The organism is Pseudomonas sp. A (genome assembly GCF_056270345.1).
The window spans coordinates 5,620,297-5,638,266 of sequence record NZ_CM149873.1 but is presented as its reverse complement, the minus strand read 5'-3'; the positions used below and the strand labels follow the sequence as shown (position 1 = coordinate 5,638,266).

Below are 17,970 nucleotides of genomic sequence, written 5' to 3'. Positions count from 1 at the left end.
CTCTCGAAGACGTGAACAACAATAAGCCCCTTCTCCAGCTGCGCCGCCTGGCGCTTGCCCTGGCGGTCAGCGCCGCCGCTGGCAACAGCTACGCCGATACCATCCAGATCCAGGCCCAGCCGCTGGCGGGCGCGCTCAAGCAGCTTGGCCAGCAGACCAACCTGCAACTGTTCTTCAGCCCCGAGCTGGTGGACGGCAAGCAGGCCCCGGCGGTGTCCGGCAACCTGGCGCCGGAGCAGGCCCTGCAGCAACTGCTGCAAGGCAGCGGGCTGACCTTCGAGCAGTCCGCGGACACCGTGGTGGTCAAGCCGGCCCAGGCCGCCGGCAGCCTGACCAGCGGCAGCCTGGAGCTGGCGCCCACCGATGTGAAAGTGGTCGGTGACTGGCTGGGCGACGCCCAGCAGAGCGTGGTGCAGAACCATCCTGGCGCGCGCACCGTGGTGCGCCGCGAAGCGATGGTGGAGAAGGGCACGATGAACGTGCGCGACGCCCTGCGCGGCATTCCGGGCGTGCAGGTGCAGGACTCCAACGGCACCGGCGGCAGCGACCTGTCGCTGAACGTCGGCGTGCGCGGCCTTACCTCGCGCCTGTCGCCGCGTTCGACCGTGCTGATCGACGGCATCCCGGCGGCCTTCGCCCCTTACGGCCAGCCGCAGCTGTCGATGGCGCCGATCTCCTCGGGCAACCTCGACAGCATCGATGTGGTACGCGGCGCCGGTTCCGTGCGCTACGGACCGCAGAACGTCGGCGGGGTGATCAACTTCGTGACCCGGGCGATTCCCGAGAAGGCGACCGGCGAGTTGTCCACCACCCTGGAGACTTCCCGCCATGGCGGCTGGAAACATACCGAATCGGCCTTCGTCGGTGGCACCGCCGATAACGGCATGGGCGTGGCGCTGCTGTACACCGGCGTAAACGGTGACGGCTACCGCAGCAGCAACAACGACAACGATATCGACGACGTGATGCTCAAGACCCACTGGGCACCGACCGATGTCGACGAGTTCTGGCTCAACTTCCACTACTACGACGGCCGTGCCGACATGCCTGGCGGGCTGACCCAGGCCCAGTACGATCACGACCCCTACCAGTCGGTGCGCGACTACGACTACTTCAGTGGCCGGCGCAAGGACGTGTCGTTCAAGTGGCTGCGCCAGATCGACGACGCCACCCAGTTCGAGGTGCTGACCTACTACACCGACAGCTTCCGTGGCAGCGCCATCGCCGCGCGCGACATGAAGACCCTGTCGTCGTACCCGCGCAACTACCACACCTTCGCCATCGAGCCACGCCTGTCGCGGATCTTCTTCGTCGGCCCGACCACCCAGGAAGTCAGCGTCGGCTATCGCTACCTGAAGGAAGCCATGCGCGAGCAATCCACGCGCCTGGCCCTGGTCGACAACGTGCCCACCGTCACCCCGACCTCCGACGGCCATGTGTTCCAGGACCGCAGCGGCGGCACCGAGGCCAGCGCCTACTACATCGACGACAAGATCGACGTCGGCAACTGGACCATCACCCCGGGCATCCGCTTCGAGCACATCAACACCGACTGGCGCGACCGCCCGGTGCTGGACGCCAACTACCGCCCGGTGGCGGAGAAGAACCGCAGCATCACCAGCAACGAACCGCTGCCGGCGCTGAGCGTGATGTATCACATGTCCGATGCCTGGAAGCTGTTCGCCAACTACGAGACGTCCTTCGGCAGCCTGCAGTATTTCCAGCTGGGCCAGGGCGGAACCGGCAACAACACGGCCAATGGCCTGGAGCCGGAGAAAGCCAAGACCTATGAAGTGGGTACGCGCTATGACAACGGCGGTTTTGCCGGTGAGCTGACCGCGTTCTACATCGACTTCGACGACGAGCTGCAGTACATCAGCAACGACATCGGCTGGACCAACCTGGGGGCGACCAAGCACCAGGGCATCGAGGCCTCGGTGCGCTATGACCTGGCCGGACTCGATCCGCGCCTGGAAGGCCTGTCGGTCAATGGTGGCTACACCTACACCCGCGCTACCTATGAAGGGGAGATTCCCGGCTTCAAGGGTCGCGACCTGCCGTTCTACTCGCGCCAGGTAGCCACTGCCGGGCTGCGTTACGCCGTCAACCGCTGGACCTGGAACCTGGATGCCTACGCCCAATCCAAGCAGCGCGCGCCGGGGACCGGGATCAATGCCAACGGCAGCTTCAACGGTGACTACATTACCGAGCCGAGTGCCGACGGGCAGTATGGCGATATCCCGGGGTACGTGACCTGGCATGCCCGTGGCGGCTATGACTTCGGGCCGCAGCTGTCGAACCTGAAGCTGGCGGCGGGGGTGAAGAACCTCTTCGACAAGCAGTACTTCACCCGTTCCAGCGATAACAATGCCGGGATCTATGTGGGTGAGCCGCGCACGTTCTATGTGCAGGCCAGTGTAGGATTCTGAATGGGACCGCTTTGCGGTCCTTTCGCGGCACAAGGCCGCTCCTACAATGGAATGCGGTCCCCTGTAGGAGCGGCCTTGTGCCGCGAAGGGGCGCAAAGCGCCCCCGGCTTTCTATCAGGAGGCCACTGCTTCAGCCGGCGACACGATACTGGTCTTGCCACCCCGCGAGCGTCCAGAACTCAGGTACGCCGCAATCGACTCCTGCGTCACCTCCCCCAAGAACATCCCTTCGGCATCCAGCACCGGCAACCATGCCCGGTTGAACTCGTACATCCGCGACAGCAGGATGCGCAAGTGCTCGTCATGGGCCGCGGTGGCATTGAACGTCCGCAGGAAATCCCCGCACGTCCCTTGCTGGCGGTGCATGTCGCGCCTGCGCACATAGCCCAGCGCCTTGTTCTGCCCATCGGTGACCACCACGTAGCGGCGGTCATGCTCGTCCAGCAGTTCCAGCGCGTCGCTCACCGCTGTTTCCGGGCTCACCGATGGCGCGTTGTCCGCGGCATCCTCGGCGCGGACCAGCAGCAGGCGCTTGAGCGTGCTGTCCTGGCCGACGAAGTTGCTGACGAAATCGTCCACCGGATGGGCCAGCAAGGTGTCCGGGTGATCCAGCTGCAGCAGCCGGCCTGCGCGGAAGATGGCGATCTTGTCGCCCAGCTTGATGGCCTCGTCGATGTCGTGGCTGACCATGATCACGGTCTTGTTCAGTGCCCGCTGCATCTCGAAGAACTCGTTCTGGATCATCTCGCGGTTGATCGGGTCGACCGCGCCGAACGGCTCGTCCATCAGCAGCACCGGCGCCTCGGCGGCCAGGGCGCGGATCACGCCGATGCGCTGCTGCTGGCCGCCGGAGAGCTCGCGTGGGTAGCGCTGCAGGTACTGCTTGGGCTCGAGCTTGATCATGTGCATCAGCTCGCGGGCGCGGTCGTGGCAGCGCTGCTTGTCCCAGCCGAGCAGGCGCGGGACCACGGTGATGTTCTCTTCGATGGTCATGTTGGGGAACAAGCCGATTTGCTGGATCACGTAGCCGATATGACGGCGCAGGGTCACTTCGTCCAGCGCGCTGGTGTCCTCGCCATTGATGAACACCTGGCCGGCGGTCGGGGTGATCAGGCGGTTGATCATCTTCAGCGTGGTGCTCTTGCCGCAGCCCGAGGGGCCGAGGAACACGCAGATTTCCCCTTCGTTGACGGTGAGGCTGACCGCGTCGACGGCTTTGACGTCCTTGCCGTTGACGTTGAAGGTCTTGCTGAGGTTCTTCAGTTCGATCATGGGCGCAGTCCTTCCGGAGTCAGGGCACGTTGCAGGGTTTGCAGGAGCAGGTCAGCGATGATCGCCAGCAGGCTGACCAGCACGGCGCCGACCAGCAGCATCGACATGTCGCTGCGGCTGATGGCGGTGAGGATGAGCACGCCCAGGCCGCCGGCGCCGATGGTCGCGGCGATGGTCATCACGCCGATGTTCATCACCACGGCAGTGCGCACGCCGGCGAGGATCACCGGCACGGCGATGGGCAACTCGACCATGCGCAGGCGCTGGCCGAAGGTCATGCCGATGCCGCGGGCGGCCTCGCGGATGCCCGGTTCGACGTTGGTCAGGGCCAGGTAGGTGTTGCGCAGGATCGGCAGCAGTGAATAAAGGAACACGGCGGTGATCGCCGGCAGCGGTCCCAGGCCCTGGCCGAACTTCGAATAGAACGGCAGCAGCAGGCCGAACAGGGCAATCGAGGGGATGGTCAGCAACACCGTGGCGCTGGCCTGCAGGGGGCCGGCGAACACCGGGAAGCGGGTCATCAGGATGCCCAGCGGCACGCCGACGATGATGGCCAGGCTCACCGCGATGCCGACCAGCATGATGTGCTGCCAGGTCAGTTGCAGGACCTGCGCCCAGTCGAGGTGGGCAAAGGTGTCGAGCAGGTTCATGGTTGTACCTCGCCGAGTGAATGCTCACGCAGGAATGCCGCGGCGACCACGGTCGGGCTCTGATGCTCGACATCGACCTGGGCGTTGAGCTTGCGCATGGTCTGGTCGTCGAGCTGATTGGCCAATGGCTCGAGCAGGGTGGCCAGTTGCGGGTGGGCGTCGAGCACCGCCTTGCGCAGCACGGGTGCTGCGGTGTAGTCGGGGAAGTAGTGCTTGTCGTCTTCCAGCAGCTTGAGGTCGAAGGCGTCCAGGCGCCCATCGGTGGTGTAGACCAGGCCGGCGAACACCTGATTGTTGCGCATCGCGGTGTAAACCAGGCCGCCATCCATCTGGCGGATGTTGCGCCGGTCCAGGGGCAGCCCGTACCTCTCGCGCAGGCCGACCAGGCCATCGGGGCGGTTGGCGAATTCGGTGTCCAGGGCCACCAGATGGTTGCGGGTGGGCTCGTCACGCAGCACCTGGTTGAGATCGCTGATGGTGTTGACTTGCGGGTAGGCCGCGGCGACCTGCCTGGGCAGCCCCAGGGCGTAGATGTTGCTGAATTTCGACGGAGTCAGCCAGACCAGTCCTTTTTCTGCGTCGAGTTTTTTGACCCGGGCGTAGGTGGCTTCGGCGCTGGGCATGCGTTCGTCGATATGGTTGTAGGACACCAGCGAAACGCCGGTGTATTCCCACATCAGGTCGAGCTGCCCGGTTTCCTGGGCCTGGCGGGCGATGTTGCTGCCAAGACCGGCGGTCACCCGCACGTCGAAGCCGTTGGCGCGCAGGTATTGGGCGGTGATTTCAGCGAGCACGGTCTGTTCGGTGAACACCCGCGCGCCGATGCGGATCAGCGGTTTGTCCGCTGCCTGGGCAAAGCCTGCGCATAGCAGGGCCGCGCCCAGCAACAGGGCGATTGTCTTCTTCATGGTTTCCCTCTCGTTATCGGGCCAGGCCACGTTCCAGCCAGCGCTTGCTGGAGAAACTCACCAGCGCGTCGAGCGCCAGGGCCAGCAGCGCGGTGCACGCGGCACCCAGCAACAGCTGCGGCTGGTTGTTCAGGGCGATGCCGGGGAAGATCAGGCTGCCCAGGCTGTTGGCGCCGATCAAAAACGCCAGCGGCGCGGTACCGACGTTCAGCGCCAGGGCCACGCGCACCCCGCCGACGATGATCGGCACGGCATTGGGTAGTTCCACCTGCCACAGCTGCTGGCGCGAGGTCATGCCGATGCCGGTGGCGGCTTCCTTGAGCGAGGCGGGGACGTTTTTCAGGCCCTCGTAGGTATTGCGCACGATGGGCAGCAGGGAGGCGAGGAACAGCGCGAAGATCGCAGGACCCGCGCCGATGCCCAGGATACTCAGGGCGATGGCCAGGACGGCCAGGGGAGGAATGGTGTTGCCAACGTTGAAAAACTGCATGAAGCGCTCGGCCTTGTCGACCCGGTGCGGTCGACTCAAGGCAATGCCGGCGGGGATGCCCACGGCCAGCGCCGCCGCCATCGAAGCCAGCACCAGGACCAGGTGCGCTTGCAGGTAGAACCCAAGATCGTCGCGGTAGCGATCGATCGTGTCGATGCCGATCCAGTGGACCAGCAGGGCCAGGATGACGAGCACGGCGGCCCATCCCAACAGCCCTTTTCCGTAGCGTGCAGCCACAGGCGGACTCCTTTTTTATAGTCGGCGATCACACCCCCGTGTGGCCGGCCATTCCTGGCGGCGGGCAGCGTGGTCGCGAGCAGCAGCCCGATGCGCGGCATCAGGCCATGAGCCGAACCCCGTCGGGTTCGTGAAGCAGGTGAAACCAGCCCTGAACCGAAGCGGGTTGCAGGGGAGTGGACGTCTCCGTGGAGGGAAAGGTTCCCATCTGGGGCGGCGTTTGGCCAGTGCTAATCACTGGAAAGATGGAAACGCATCGAGAGAAAATTTCGGATTCATGCGCTCTGGGCGTTGAAAACACTGATTTGTAGCCATTTGTCGTGACCAGGCTGACGCTTGAGCGATGACTGGCCCTTTCGCGGGTAAACCCGCTCCCATAGTCTTTGAGTCTTGTGCAGCACCTGTGGGAGCGGGTTTACCCGCGAAGAGGCCGGAACAGGTGCATTGGGTTCAGCAGATTTTGGCCCATGCCCCGACTTCAGGTATGATATCGCCCCTTTTTGAATCCCCAGTCAGGCGATTTCCCATGACCAACCAGGCCGCCGAAGTCGCGAAGCGCCGCACTTTCGCAATCATTTCCCACCCCGACGCCGGTAAGACCACCATCACCGAGAAGCTCCTGCTGATGGGCAAGGCAATCGCCGTCGCGGGCACCGTGAAGTCGCGCAAGTCCGACCGCCACGCCACCTCCGACTGGATGGAAATGGAGAAGCAGCGCGGCATCTCCATCACCACCTCGGTGATGCAGTTCCCCTACCGCGAGCACATGATCAACCTGCTCGACACCCCCGGCCACGAGGACTTCTCGGAAGACACCTACCGCACCCTGACCGCGGTGGACTCGGCGCTGATGGTGCTCGACGGCGGTAAAGGTGTAGAGCCGCGTACCATTGCCCTGATGGACGTCTGCCGCCTGCGCGACACGCCGATCGTCAGCTTCATCAACAAACTCGACCGTGACATCCGCGACCCGATCGAACTGCTCGACGAGATCGAGGCGGTGCTGAAGATCAAGGCCGCGCCGATCACCTGGCCGATTGGTTGCTACCGCGACTTCAAGGGCGTGTACCACCTGGCCGGCGACTACATCATTGTCTACACCCCGGGCCACGGCCATGAGCGTACCGAGGCGAAGATCATCGAGAAGCTCGACTCCGATGAAGCCCGTGCGCACCTGGGTGACGAATATGATCGTTTCCTCGAGCAGCTGGAGCTGGTACAGGGTGCCTGCCATGAGTTCGATCAGGACGAGTTCATCAATGGCCAGCTGACGCCGGTGTTCTTTGGTACCGCACTGGGCAACTTCGGGGTCGACCATGTGCTCGACGCCGTTGTCGACTGGGCGCCGCGCCCGCTGGCCCGTGTCGCCCACGAGCGTACCGTGGAGCCGGTGGAAGAGAAGTTCTCAGGCTTCGTGTTCAAGATCCAGGCGAACATGGACCCGAAACACCGCGACCGTATCGCCTTCATGCGCATCTGCTCGGGCAAGTACGAGAAGGGCATGAAAATGCGTCACGTGCGGACCGGCAAGGACGTGCGCATCGGTGACGCGCTGACCTTCTTCTCCTCCGAGCGCGAGCAGCTGGAAGAGGCCTTCGCCGGCGATATCATCGGCCTGCACAACCACGGCACCATCCAGATTGGCGACACCTTCACCGAAGGCGAGGCGCTGGGCTTCACCGGTATCCCGCACTTCGCCCCGGAGCTGTTCCGCCGCGTGCGCCTGAAGGACCCGCTGAAATCCAAGCAACTGCGCCAGGGCCTGCAGCAGCTGGCCGAAGAGGGCGCGACCCAGGTGTTCTTCCCCGAGCGCAGCAACGACATCATCCTCGGCGCGGTCGGCGTGCTGCAGTTCGACGTGGTCGCCAGCCGCCTGAAGGAAGAATACAAGGTCGAGTGCGCCTACGAGCCGATCACCGTCTGGTCGGCGCGCTGGATCAGCTGCGACGACAAGAAGAAGCTCGAGGAATTCCAGAACAAGGCCGTGGAGAACCTGGCCATCGACGGTGGCGGTCACCTGACCTACCTGGCCCCGACCCGGGTCAACCTGGCGCTGATGGAAGAGCGCTGGCCGGACATCAAGTTCCGCGCGACTCGCGAGCATCACTGATCGTACAGGCCGTGAGCTGATTTTTCTGGCTTGCACCTAACCTGTGGGAGCGGGTTCACCCGCGAATGCGTCGGTACATTCAACATCGCATTCGCGGGTAAACCCGCTCCCACAGTGGCTGCACAGCATCCGAAATCAATTCCCGGCCTTGATGCTGGTCCAGATGCGTGTGCGAATGCGGTCGATCTTCGCCGGCATCGCCTCCAGCGCATACAGCTTGCCCATCACATCCGCGCTCGGGTAGATCATCGTGTTGCCCTTCATCGCCGGGTCCACCAGCGTGTCAGCCTGCTGGTTGCCATTGGCGTACTGTACGAAGTTGCTGATGTTCGCCATCACCTGCGGCTGCAACAGATAGTTCATGTACGCGTACCCGGCCTTCTCGTTGGGCGCATCGGCCGGCATGGCGACCATGTCGAACCACATCGGCGCGCCTTCCTTCGGGATCGAGTAGCCCACCTTCACCCCATTCTTCGCCTCCTCGGCACGGTTCTTCGCCTGCAGCACGTCGCCCGAGAAACCCACCACCAGGCACACGTCGCCATTGGCCAGGTCGCCGGTGTACTTCGAGGAGTGGAAGTAGCTGATGTACGGGCGCACTTTCATCAGCAGTGCCTTGGCCTTGTCGTAGTCCGCCGGGTTCTGGCTGTGGTGCGGCAAACCCAGGTAGTGCAGGGCGATCGGCAGCAGCTCGGGGCCATTGTCCAGCACCGCCACGCCGCAGCTCTTGAGCTTGGAAAGATATTCGGGCTTGAAGAAAAGGTCCCACGAATCGATGGGGGCACTGTCGCCGAGCACCGCCTTGACCTTGTCGATGTTGTAGCCGATCCCGGTGCTGCCCCACAGGTACGGGAAGCCGTACTGGTTGCCCGGGTCGTTCACCTCCAGGGCCTTGAGCAGCACCGGGTTGAGGTTCTTCCAGTTCGGCAGCTGCGACTTGTCCAGTTTTTTCAGGGCCTTGCCCTGGATCTGCCGGGCCATGAAGTGGTTGGAGGGGAACACCACGTCGTAGCCGGAGTTGCCGGTCATCAGTTTGCCGTCGAGGGTCTCGTTGCTGTCGAACACATCGTAGGTGGGCACGATGCCGGTGGCTTGCTGGAAGCTCTTCAGGGTGTCCGGGGCGATGTAGCTCGACCAGTTGTAGATCTTCACCGAGTCGGCGGCGCCAGCCACGCCTGCGGCCAGCATCAGGGGAGCGATAAGGAGCGTGCGCATGTCGGGGTTACCTTGCTTTGTCTGTTGTTATCGAAGGCAGGCGATCAGCGGATCAGAAAATCAGTACGTAGGTTTTGCGCACGGTCTCCTGGATATCCCAGGTGCCGAGGCTGTTGGCCGGTAGCATCAGGGCGTCTCCGGCTTCTATGAATAGTGGCTCGCCACCGTCCGGGGTGAAGGTGCAGCGGCCCTTGAGGAAGTGGCAGAACTCCTGCTGCACGATCTGCCGCCGCCAGCGCCCCGGGGTGCACTCCCAGATTCCGGTCTCGACCCCGTCACTGCGTTCGACGCAAGTGACCGAGGTGACCGCGACCGGCTCGCCGAGGGGCACGGCGACCGGGGTGGAGCTGTCCAGGATGGCGCTGTCGGTGTGCTTGAACTGGGTGATGCTCATGACCGGTGGATCCTGTGTGGTGATGAAGGGAAGTCAGTGCATGAAACCTTCCATGAAGTCGGCCAAACCGCTGGCCAGGCGCCGCCGCCAGGGGGCGCTGGCTGGGTTGGCGAGGGTCCGGTCCTCGTGGACGAAACTCTGGATGATTGCGTTGTAGCCCAGCCAGCGGCAGGGCTCCGGTGGCCAGTTGGCCAGGCTCGACAACGGGCGGTTGTCGTGCACCCAGGGCTGGGCCGTGAGTTCGTTGTGTTGGCCGAGGATCAGCGCGGCCAGGGTGCGCCCGCCCAGGTTGGTGGCGCCGACGCCTTCGCCGCCGTAGCCACCGGACAAGGCGATGCCGCGCTGGCGGTCACACAGCATGTGTGGGCGAAAGCGCCGGGCCATGCCCAGGTTGCCGCCCCAGGAGTGGGTGATGCGCACATGCTTGAGCTGCGGGAACAGTTCGCCGAACAGGTAGCGGCGCAGTTCGACCTCGTTGTCGGTGAGGGTGAAGTCTTCGCGCAGGCGACCGCCGAAGCGGTAGCCGCCGCGGGCGCCGAACACCAGGCGGTTGTCGGCGCTGCGCTGGCCGTAGGTGACCTGGCGGCTGTTTTCGCTGAAGGCCTGGCCCTGGCTCAGGCCGATCTGTTCCCAGGTCGACTCGGGCAGCGGCTCGGTGGCCACGAGCAGGCTCTGCACCGGCAACTGGTGCCGCCCGAGCGGTGGCAGACTGGCGGCGTAGCCTTCGACGGCCGGCACCACCCAGTGGCTGCGGATACGCGCCAGCGGGGTGCGCACTTCGCCGGTCTGCCAGTCGATGGCCGGGGTGTTCTCGTAGATCGGCACGCCCATGGCCTCGACCGTCCGCGCCAGGCAGCGCACCAATCTGGCCGGTTGGATCGTGGCGACATGCGGGCTGTAGAGGGCACCGTAGGGATTGCTCACCTTCAACTGGGCATCCAGCTGTTCGGGGCGCAGCCAGCGGTAGTCGTCCTCGTTCATGCCCTGGCGGTAGAGATCATCGAGCCAGGCGCGCAGGCTGCGCTCCTGTTCCGGGTAACGTGCGGCGCAGTAGAGCACGCCGCCTTTGCGGAAGTCGCAGGCGATACCTTCGCGCAGCAGCACGTCGTGGACTTCGTCGGGGATGCCGTGCAGCAGGTCGATGCTCTCACGCCGCTGTTGCGGCGAGAGCGTGGCAAGCAGGCGGTCCTCGCCCAGCAGGTTGCCCATCAGCCAGCCGCCGTTGCGCCCGGAGGCGCCGAAGCCGGCGATATTGGCTTCGATCACGGCGATGTTCAGCTGAGGTGCCTGGCGCTTGAGGTAGTAGGCGGTCCACAGGCCGGTGTAGCCGGCGCCGATGATGCACACATCGAGGTCCAGGTCCTGGTGCAGTGCGGGGCGTGCGCACAGGGGCTCGTCGAGCTGGTCCATCCACAGGCTGATCGTGCGCAGGGGTTGCATCGGGTCGGGCTCCACATCCGCTGGGGTCTGTGGGCGATCCTAGTGAAGCGCGGGCGGGGCTGTCTTACGTGCGTGCACGCAGGGAAATTTGCTTCAGATACGCCTTGGGCGACAGGCCGGTGTGTTCGCGGAAGCACTTGTAGAAGGCCGACAGCGAGTTGAAGCCGGCATTGAACGCCAGTTCGTCGATGGGCGTGCGCACACTGCCGTCGCCTAGGCTGGCCATCAGGTGTTGCAGGCGCGCCTGGTTTACGTACCGGTAGAAACTCTGGCCGAGCACCTGGTTGAGCAGGTAGGAGATCTGGTTGCGGCTGTAGCCGCTTGCGTCGGCGACATGCTGCAGGTCGAGTTCCGGGTCGAGATAGGGGCGTTGGGCCTGGAAGTAGTGCTCCAGGTCCTGGGCCATGGTCGACAGCTGGCGCGGTGACAGGCCCAGGCGGCTGGTGGCCGGACGCGGGCCGCCCGGCAGGCTGGCGTTGCCGCCCTGGCGTACCAGGGTGGCGTATTCGTTGACCCGCCAGATCAACCCGTCCCTGACCGTGATCGCCTCGCTGGACTGGAACGCCACCAATCCCTCGCCACCCTGGACCGTGACCTGGTACTGGATGAACGCGGTGCAGCCGTCGACGCGGATACGGTCGCTGTGGACGATGTCCTCGCCGGCTTCATGGGGCAGGCAGGCGCGCACGTAGTCGCGCAGCTCGTCGAAGCCGAGCACGCGGTTCTGGAAGAAGTCGTGGTACTGGATGTCCGGGTGGTAGAGGGCCATCACCCCGTCCAGGTCGCGATGCTTCCAGCACAGGTGGTAGCGCATGACGGTGTCGGCGGTGAGCGGGGTCTGCCCGGGGCCGTCGGGGAGGGGAGTGGCGGTCATGGGCTTGATAGTGCATTGCAGAAAACCCAGGCGCAAGGCCACGGATCCGGCATTTTGCACGGTTTCTGCAAGCGGTTACCGGCTAAGGCTTTGATTCATATGCGTGTAATTTTTTGATACAGCTGGCATGCAGGGTGCACCTCTTTTGTTCAACACCGAACGAGGAGAACGGCCATGCGCTCGATACTGCTGTGGATGATTGGGGTGCCGATTCCGGTGATCATCCTGATCTGGTTCTTTATGCATTGAGATCCCAGGGGCCGCCTTGCGGCCCTTTCGCGGCACAAGGCCGCTCCTACAGGGGGTTGCGTTCACCTGTAGGAGCGGCCTTGTGCCGCGAAAGGGCTGCGAAGCAGCCCCAGCTATCTACAGGAACTGCTCGGCATAGTGGCAAGCCACCTGCCGCGTACTCACCTGTCGCAACGCCGGCACTTCCTTGGCACAACGCTCGGTGGCATACGGGCAACGTTTGTGGAACGCGCAGCCATCCGGCGGATTCAACGGGTTGGGCAGTTCGCCGGCAATGCGGATCTTCGGCTTCAGAGGATCCGGATGGATCGCCGGGGTCGCCGACAACAGCGCCTGGGTGTACGGGTGCAGCGGCTTCTCGTAGATATCCTCCTTCGGCCCCATCTCCGCCGGCCGCCCGAGGTACATCACCAGCACCTGGTCCGCCACATGGCGCACCACCGCCAGGTTGTGGGAGATGAACACGTAGGCGGTGTTGAACTCCTTCTGCAGGTCCATGAACAGGTTCAGCACCTGGGCCTGGATAGACACGTCCAGCGCCGAGGTGGGTTCGTCGGCCACCAGCACCTTGGGTTGCAGCATCATCGCCCGGGCCAGGGCGATACGCTGGCGCTGGCCGCCGGAGAACATGTGCGGATAGCGCTGGTAGTGCTCGGGGCGCAGGCCCACCTGCTCCATCATCTTCTGCACTTTCTCGCGGCGCTCGGTCTTGCTCAGCGAGGTGTTGATCAGCAGCGGCTCGGCGAGCTGGTCGCCGATCTTCTGCCGTGGGTTGAGCGAGGCGTAGGGGCTCTGGAACACCATCTGCACGTCGCGGCGCAGTTGCTTGCGCTGGTCCTTGCTGGCGCCCTTGACCTCGTGGCCGGCGATCTGCAGCGAGCCGGAGGAGGGTTCCTCGATCAGGGTCAGGGCCCGGGCCAGGGTCGATTTGCCGCAGCCGGACTCGCCGACCACGGCCAGGGTCTTGCCGGCCTCCAATTCGAACGACACACCATTGAGCGCGCGGACCAGCGCATGGCCCTTGAACATGCCGCGGGAGACTTCGTAGTGGCGGGTCAGCTCACGAGCGGAAAGAACGACGGCCATCACGCCACCTCCTGGTTCAGCGGATAGAAGCAACGCACCAGGCTGTGAGCCTGGGGATCAAGGGCCGGGCGCTGCCGGCGGCAGTTTTCCTGCACATAAGGGCAGCGCGGCGACAGCAGGCAGCCCTGCGGCCGGTCATAGCGACCGGGGACGATGCCGGGCAGGGTGGCCAGGCGCTCGGCGCCGATGCTGTGCTCGGGAATGGCCGCCAGCAGCGCTTCGCTGTACGGGTGGGCGGGGATGTCGAACAGCTCCGGCACCTGGCCGACTTCGACGGCCTGGCCCGCGTACATCACGCACACGCGCTTGGCGGTCTCGGCAACCACCGCCAGGTCGTGGGTGATGAGAATGAGCGCCATGTTGCGCTCTTTTTGCAGGTTGACCAGCAGCTCCATGATCTGCGCCTGGATGGTCACGTCCAGGGCGGTGGTCGGCTCGTCGGCGATCAGCAGTTTCGGCTCGCCGGCAATGGCCATGGCGATTGCCACGCGCTGGCTCATGCCGCCGGACAGCTGGTGCGGGTAGGCGTCCAGGCGGCTTTCGGCGGCTGGGATCTCGACCTTCTTCAATAGCTCCAGGGCACGCTGGCGCGCGGCCTTGCCCTTCAGACCGAGGTGCTGGCGCAGCACTTCCTCGATCTGGTAGCCCACGGTGTAGCTGGGGTTGAGCGCGGTCATCGGGTCCTGGAAGACCATGGCGATGTCCTTGCCCACCACCTTGCGGCGCTGGCGGCCGCTGAGCTTGAGCATGTCGATGCCGTCGAAGTTGAGCACGTCGGCGGTGATGCGCCCGGGGGCGTCGATCAGGCCCATCAGGGCCATCATGGTGACGGACTTGCCGGAGCCGGACTCGCCGACGATGGCGAGGATCTCGCCGGCGTCCACGCTCAGCTCGAGGCCGTCCACCACGGGCACGGCATTGGCGTCGCCGAAGCGCACGTTCAGGTTGTTGATCTGCAACAGTGACATGGCGTTCTCCTCAGGCGGCGTTCTTGAGTTTCGGGTCCAGCGCGTCGCGCAGGCCGTCGCCCATCAGGTTGATTGCCAGCACACTGAGCAGGATGGTCAGGCCGGGCAGGCTCACCACCCACCAGGCGCGCTCGATGTAGTCGCGGGCAGAGGCCAGCATGGTGCCCCACTCTGGGGTCGGCGGCTGGACGCCAAGGCCAAGGAAGCCCAGGGCGGCGGCGTCGAGGATCGCCGAGGAGAAGCTCAGCGTTGCCTGGACGATCAGCGGCGCCATGCAGTTGGGCAGCACGGTGACGAACATCAGGCGTGGCAGGCCGGCGCCGGCCAGGCGCGCGGCGGTGACATAGTCGCGGTTCAGCTCGCCCATCACCGCGGCGCGGGTCAGGCGCACGTAGGAGGGCAGCGAGACGATGGCGATGGCGATCACCGTGTTGATCAGGCCTGGGCCGAGGATGGCGACGATGGCCACGGCCAGCAGCAGCGACGGCAGGGCCAGCATCACGTCCATCAGGCGCATGATCGAGGGGCCGAGGATCTGCGGGAAGAAGCCGGCCAGCAGGCCCAGCAGGATGCCCGGGATCAGCGACATCACCACCGACGACAGGCCGATCAGCAGCGACAGGCGGGCGCCCTGGATCAGCCGCGAGAGCAGGTCGCGGCCCAGTTCGTCGGTGCCGAGGATGAACTGCCAGGTGCCGCCTTCGAGCCACACCGGCGGGGTGAGCAGGAAGTCGCGGTACTGCTCGCTGGGGTTGTGCGGCGCGACCCAGGGGGCGAACAGGGCGCAGAACACCACCAGGGTCATGAAGGCCAGGCCGGCCACCGCGCCCTTGTTGCGCGAGAAGGCCTGCCAGAACTCTTTGTACGGCGAGGGATAGAGCAAGCTTTGGTCGACCGCGCTGGGCGGGGTGACGGATTTCGGAATCGGGCTGGTCATGGCGGAGTCCTCAGCGCTGATGACGGATGCGTGGGTTGGCCAGGCCGTAGAGGATGTCCACGACGAAGTTGACCAGGATCACCAGGCAGGCGATCAACAGGATGCCGTTCTGGACCACGGGGTAGTCACGGGCACCGATGGCCTCGATCAGCCATTTGCCGATGCCCGGCCAGGAGAAGATGGTTTCGGTGAGCACGGCGCCGGCCAGCAGCGTGCCGACCTGCAGGCCGAACACGGTCAGTACCGGGATCAGCGCGTTGCGCAGGCCGTGAATGAACACCACGCGCGACGGCGACAGGCCCTTGGCGCGGGCGGTACGGATGTAGTCCTCGCGCAGCACCTCGAGCATCGACGAACGGGTCATCCGGGCGATCACCGCCAGCGGGATGGTGCCCAGTACGATGGCCGGCAGGATCAGGTGCATCACTGCATCCTTGAACGCGCCTTCCTCGTCGCTGAGCAGGGTGTCGATGAGCATGAAGCCGGTTTTCGGCTCGATGTCGTAGAGCAGGTCGATGCGCCCGGAGACCGGTGTCCAGCCCAGGCTTACCGAGAAGAACATGATCAGGATCAGGCCCCACCAGAAGATCGGCATCGAGTAGCCGGCCAGCGAGATACCCATCACCCCGTGGTCGAACAGCGAGCCGCGCTTGAGCGCGGCGATCACCCCGGCCAGCAGGCCGATGACCCCGGCGAACAGCAGGGCGGCCATGGCCAGCTCCAGCGTTGCCGGGAACAGGGTGAGGAATTCGTTCCATACGCTTTCACGGGTGCGCAGGGATTCGCCCAGGTCGCCCTGGGCGAGCTTGCCGACATAGTCCAGGTACTGGGCCGGCAGCGGTTTGTTCAGGCCCAGGCGCTCCATGGCCTGGGCGTGCATTTCGGGGTCGACACGGCGCTCGCCCATCATCACCTCGACCGGGTCGCCGGGGATCAGGCGTATGAGCGCGAAGGTCAGCAGGGTGATACCGAAGAAGGTCGGGATCAGCAGGCCCAGGCGTCGGGCAATAAAACTCAACATTGTCAGGGGTACCTCATCAGCCGGTAACGGCGGCGCCGCCGGGGCCTCTTGCACAAGGTCCGGCGGCTGTTGTTGTTCTACTTCACCTGGGTGGTGGCGAAGTTGTTGTTGGTCAGTGGGTTGATCACATAGCCTTCGACGTTCTCGCGCATGGCGGTGAACATCTTCGGGTGGGCCATGCTGATCCACGGCTGGTCTTCATCGTACACCGCCAAAGCCTCGTTATAGAGCCTGGCGCGTTCGTCGTTGTCGATCACTTCGCGGGCACGGGTGATCAGGTCCTGGAATTTCTGGTTGCACCAACGCGCGTAGTTTTCGCCGCTCTTGACCGCATCGCAGCTGAGCATCGGCGTGAGGAAGTTGTCCGGGTCGCCGTTGTCGCCGGCCCAGCCCGCTGACACCAGGTCGGCCTCGCCCTTCTTGGCGCGACGCAGCATCTCGGCCCATTCCATCACGCGGATGTCGAGCTTGATGCCGATCTTGGCCAGGTCGGACTGGAGCATTTCGGCCGACAGGCGCGGGTTGGGGTTGGTCGGGCCGCCGCCGTTGCGGGTGAACAGGGTGATCACCGTGCCTTCCGGCACGCCGGCTTCCTTGAGCAGGGCGCGGGCCTTGTCGAGGTCGTGGGGCGGGTTCTTGTTGTCGGTGTTGTAGCCGATCATGGTCGGTGGATATGGGTTGACGCCGACCAGCGCGTTGCCCTTGCCGAACAGCTGGTCGACGTGGGTCTGGCGGTCGAAGGCCATGTCGATCGCCTTGCGCACGCGCACGTCGCTCAGGTACTTGTGCTGGGTGTTCATCGAGATATAGCCGGTGACCAGCGCCTCGATCTCGGCAACCTTGAGTTTCGGATCGGTCTTGATCCCCGGCACGTCATCAGGCTTGGGATACAGGGCGATCTGGCACTCGTTGGCGCGCAGTTTCTGCAGGCGCACGTTGCTGTCGGTGGCGATGGCGAAGATCAGCCCGTCGGCCGGCGGCTTGCCGCGGAAGTAGTCCGGGTTGGCCTTGTAGCGAACCTGGGCATCCTTGCTGTAGCGCTGGAACACGAACGGGCCGGTGCCGACCGGCTTGCTGTTGAGGTCGCCGGTCTTGCCGGCCTTGAGCAGCTGGTCGCCGTACTCGGCGGAGTAGATCGAGGTGAAGGCCATGGCCAAGTCGCGCAGGAAGGGCGCTTCCGGGCGGGTCAGGGTGATCACCACGGTGTGATCGTCGGTCTTTTCCACCGACTTGAGCAGGTCCTTGAAGGCCATGCTCTCGAAATAGGGGTAGCCGACGCTGGTCTTGTCGTGCCACGGGTGGTCTTTCTTCAACTGGCGGTTCAGGCTCCACAGCACGTCATCGGCGTTGAAGTCGCGGGTGGGCTTGAAGTAGTCGGTGGTGTGGAACTTGACGCCTTCGCGCAGGTGGAAGGTGTACACCAGCCCGTCGGGGCTGACCTCCCAGCGGGTGGCCAGGGCCGGCTGGATCTCGGTGGTGCCGGGCTTGAAGTCAACCAGGCGGTTGAAGATGGCCTCGGCCGTGGCGTCGGCGGTGACGGCGGTGGTGTACTGGACAATGTCGAAGCCTTCCGGGCTGGCTTCGGTGCACACCACCAGCGGCTTGGCCGCCAGATTCGATGCGGCGCCCAGGATGACGGCTGCCAAGGCAGCACGTAGCGGTAGCATTTTCATGGAACCTCCCTGCAGTG

The 17,970-nt window shown here is 64.7% G+C and carries 15 protein-coding genes; 2 read left to right on the top strand and 13 right to left on the bottom strand.

The window, feature by feature from the left end:
- The first annotated feature begins 11 nt into the window (after positions 1 to 11).
- Positions 12 to 2,429 (top strand): TonB-dependent siderophore receptor, encoded by a 2,418-nt coding sequence (locus tag AC0MAZ_RS25130; protein WP_475859580.1) that lies wholly within the window; start codon positions 12 to 14, stop codon positions 2,427 to 2,429.
- 114 nt (positions 2,430 to 2,543) lie between these two features.
- On the opposite strand, the gene AC0MAZ_RS25125 is transcribed toward AC0MAZ_RS25130, so the two are convergent.
- The 4 genes from AC0MAZ_RS25125 to AC0MAZ_RS25110 are packed head-to-tail and all read right to left on the bottom strand — an operon-like array spanning position 2,544 to position 5,986.
- Positions 2,544 to 3,701 carry an osmoprotectant ABC transporter ATP-binding protein OsmV gene (locus tag AC0MAZ_RS25125; protein WP_234560403.1) on the bottom strand — a complete coding sequence of 386 codons (1,158 nt, stop codon included), beginning with the start codon at positions 3,699 to 3,701 and terminating at the stop codon, positions 2,544 to 2,546.
- Complete coding sequence (locus tag AC0MAZ_RS25120; protein WP_203650748.1) at positions 3,698 to 4,351, bottom strand: ABC transporter permease; 654 nt, start codon at positions 4,349 to 4,351, stop codon at positions 3,698 to 3,700. The genes AC0MAZ_RS25125 and AC0MAZ_RS25120 overlap by 4 nt, the downstream gene beginning before the upstream one ends.
- Positions 4,348 to 5,259, bottom strand: coding sequence for a glycine betaine ABC transporter substrate-binding protein (locus AC0MAZ_RS25115; RefSeq protein ID WP_475859578.1), 912 nt, complete (start codon positions 5,257 to 5,259; stop codon positions 4,348 to 4,350). Before AC0MAZ_RS25115 ends, AC0MAZ_RS25120 begins: the two co-directional genes overlap by 4 nt.
- A gap of 13 nt (positions 5,260 to 5,272) precedes the next feature.
- Positions 5,273 to 5,986, bottom strand: coding sequence for an ABC transporter permease (locus tag AC0MAZ_RS25110; protein ID WP_475859577.1), 714 nt, complete (start codon positions 5,984 to 5,986; stop codon positions 5,273 to 5,275).
- 526 nt (positions 5,987 to 6,512) lie between these two features.
- Between AC0MAZ_RS25110 and AC0MAZ_RS25105 the strand changes: the two genes are divergently transcribed.
- The gene (locus AC0MAZ_RS25105) at positions 6,513 to 8,096 is read left to right on the top strand and encodes a peptide chain release factor 3 (RefSeq protein ID WP_475859575.1); all 1,584 of its coding nucleotides are present in this window, start codon (positions 6,513 to 6,515) and stop codon (positions 8,094 to 8,096) included.
- A gap of 135 nt (positions 8,097 to 8,231) precedes the next feature.
- Here AC0MAZ_RS25105 and AC0MAZ_RS25100 read toward each other — a convergent pair whose 3' ends face one another.
- The 9 genes from AC0MAZ_RS25100 to AC0MAZ_RS25060 all read right to left on the bottom strand — a co-directional run bounded on the left by AC0MAZ_RS25100 (position 8,232) and on the right by AC0MAZ_RS25060 (position 17,953).
- Positions 8,232 to 9,311 carry a polyamine ABC transporter substrate-binding protein gene (locus AC0MAZ_RS25100; protein WP_475859573.1) on the bottom strand — a complete coding sequence of 360 codons (1,080 nt, stop codon included), beginning with the start codon at positions 9,309 to 9,311 and terminating at the stop codon, positions 8,232 to 8,234.
- Positions 9,312 to 9,363: 52 nt separating this feature from the next.
- Positions 9,364 to 9,705 (bottom strand): cupin domain-containing protein, encoded by a 342-nt coding sequence (locus tag AC0MAZ_RS25095; RefSeq protein WP_203650757.1) that lies wholly within the window; start codon positions 9,703 to 9,705, stop codon positions 9,364 to 9,366.
- Positions 9,706 to 9,738: 33 nt separating this feature from the next.
- Positions 9,739 to 11,145, bottom strand: coding sequence for an NAD(P)/FAD-dependent oxidoreductase (locus AC0MAZ_RS25090; protein WP_475859571.1), 1,407 nt, complete (start codon positions 11,143 to 11,145; stop codon positions 9,739 to 9,741).
- Between the two features lie 64 nt (positions 11,146 to 11,209).
- Entirely contained in the window at positions 11,210 to 12,019 is an 810-nt protein-coding gene (locus AC0MAZ_RS25085; protein ID WP_475859570.1) for an AraC family transcriptional regulator, read from the bottom strand.
- Between the two features lie 366 nt (positions 12,020 to 12,385).
- Entirely contained in the window at positions 12,386 to 13,354 is a 969-nt protein-coding gene (locus AC0MAZ_RS25080) for a peptide ABC transporter ATP-binding protein (protein ID WP_110735730.1), read from the bottom strand.
- A complete protein-coding gene (locus AC0MAZ_RS25075; protein ID WP_028689621.1) occupies positions 13,354 to 14,322 on the bottom strand; it encodes an ABC transporter ATP-binding protein in 969 nt (322 codons plus the stop codon). Before AC0MAZ_RS25075 ends, AC0MAZ_RS25080 begins: the two co-directional genes overlap by 1 nt.
- A 10-nt stretch (positions 14,323 to 14,332) precedes the next feature.
- Positions 14,333 to 15,259: an ABC transporter permease subunit gene (locus AC0MAZ_RS25070; protein WP_096048649.1), complete on the bottom strand. Its 927-nt coding sequence runs from the start codon at positions 15,257 to 15,259 to the stop codon at positions 14,333 to 14,335.
- 10 nt (positions 15,260 to 15,269) lie between these two features.
- Complete coding sequence (locus tag AC0MAZ_RS25065; RefSeq protein ID WP_028689623.1) at positions 15,270 to 16,280, bottom strand: ABC transporter permease subunit; 1,011 nt, start codon at positions 16,278 to 16,280, stop codon at positions 15,270 to 15,272.
- Positions 16,281 to 16,357: 77 nt separating this feature from the next.
- Entirely contained in the window at positions 16,358 to 17,953 is a 1,596-nt protein-coding gene (locus AC0MAZ_RS25060; RefSeq protein ID WP_475859568.1) for an ABC transporter substrate-binding protein, read from the bottom strand.
- Positions 17,954 to 17,970: the final 17 nt, after the last annotated feature.

What these genes read in the sequence shown, in the direction of transcription:
- AC0MAZ_RS25085 (WP_475859570.1), bottom strand. Translation starts at nt 12,019, where the DNA reads ATGACCGCCACTCCCCTCCCCGACGGCCCCGGGCAGACCCCGCTCACC.
- AC0MAZ_RS25075 (WP_028689621.1), bottom strand. Translation starts at nt 14,322, where the DNA reads ATGTCACTGTTGCAGATCAACAACCTGAACGTGCGCTTCGGCGACGCC.
- AC0MAZ_RS25070 (WP_096048649.1), bottom strand. Translation starts at nt 15,259, where the DNA reads ATGACCAGCCCGATTCCGAAATCCGTCACCCCGCCCAGCGCGGTCGAC.
- AC0MAZ_RS25105 (WP_475859575.1), top strand. Translation starts at nt 6,513, where the DNA reads ATGACCAACCAGGCCGCCGAAGTCGCGAAGCGCCGCACTTTCGCAATC.
- AC0MAZ_RS25115 (WP_475859578.1), bottom strand. Translation starts at nt 5,259, where the DNA reads ATGAAGAAGACAATCGCCCTGTTGCTGGGCGCGGCCCTGCTATGCGCA.
- AC0MAZ_RS25100 (WP_475859573.1), bottom strand. Translation starts at nt 9,311, where the DNA reads ATGCGCACGCTCCTTATCGCTCCCCTGATGCTGGCCGCAGGCGTGGCT.
- AC0MAZ_RS25060 (WP_475859568.1), bottom strand. Translation starts at nt 17,953, where the DNA reads ATGAAAATGCTACCGCTACGTGCTGCCTTGGCAGCCGTCATCCTGGGC.
- AC0MAZ_RS25120 (WP_203650748.1), bottom strand. Translation starts at nt 4,351, where the DNA reads ATGAACCTGCTCGACACCTTTGCCCACCTCGACTGGGCGCAGGTCCTG.
- AC0MAZ_RS25125 (WP_234560403.1), bottom strand. Translation starts at nt 3,701, where the DNA reads ATGATCGAACTGAAGAACCTCAGCAAGACCTTCAACGTCAACGGCAAG.
- AC0MAZ_RS25090 (WP_475859571.1), bottom strand. Translation starts at nt 11,145, where the DNA reads ATGCAACCCCTGCGCACGATCAGCCTGTGGATGGACCAGCTCGACGAG.
- AC0MAZ_RS25080 (WP_110735730.1), bottom strand. Translation starts at nt 13,354, where the DNA reads ATGGCCGTCGTTCTTTCCGCTCGTGAGCTGACCCGCCACTACGAAGTC.
- AC0MAZ_RS25065 (WP_028689623.1), bottom strand. Translation starts at nt 16,280, where the DNA reads ATGTTGAGTTTTATTGCCCGACGCCTGGGCCTGCTGATCCCGACCTTC.
- AC0MAZ_RS25095 (WP_203650757.1), bottom strand. Translation starts at nt 9,705, where the DNA reads ATGAGCATCACCCAGTTCAAGCACACCGACAGCGCCATCCTGGACAGC.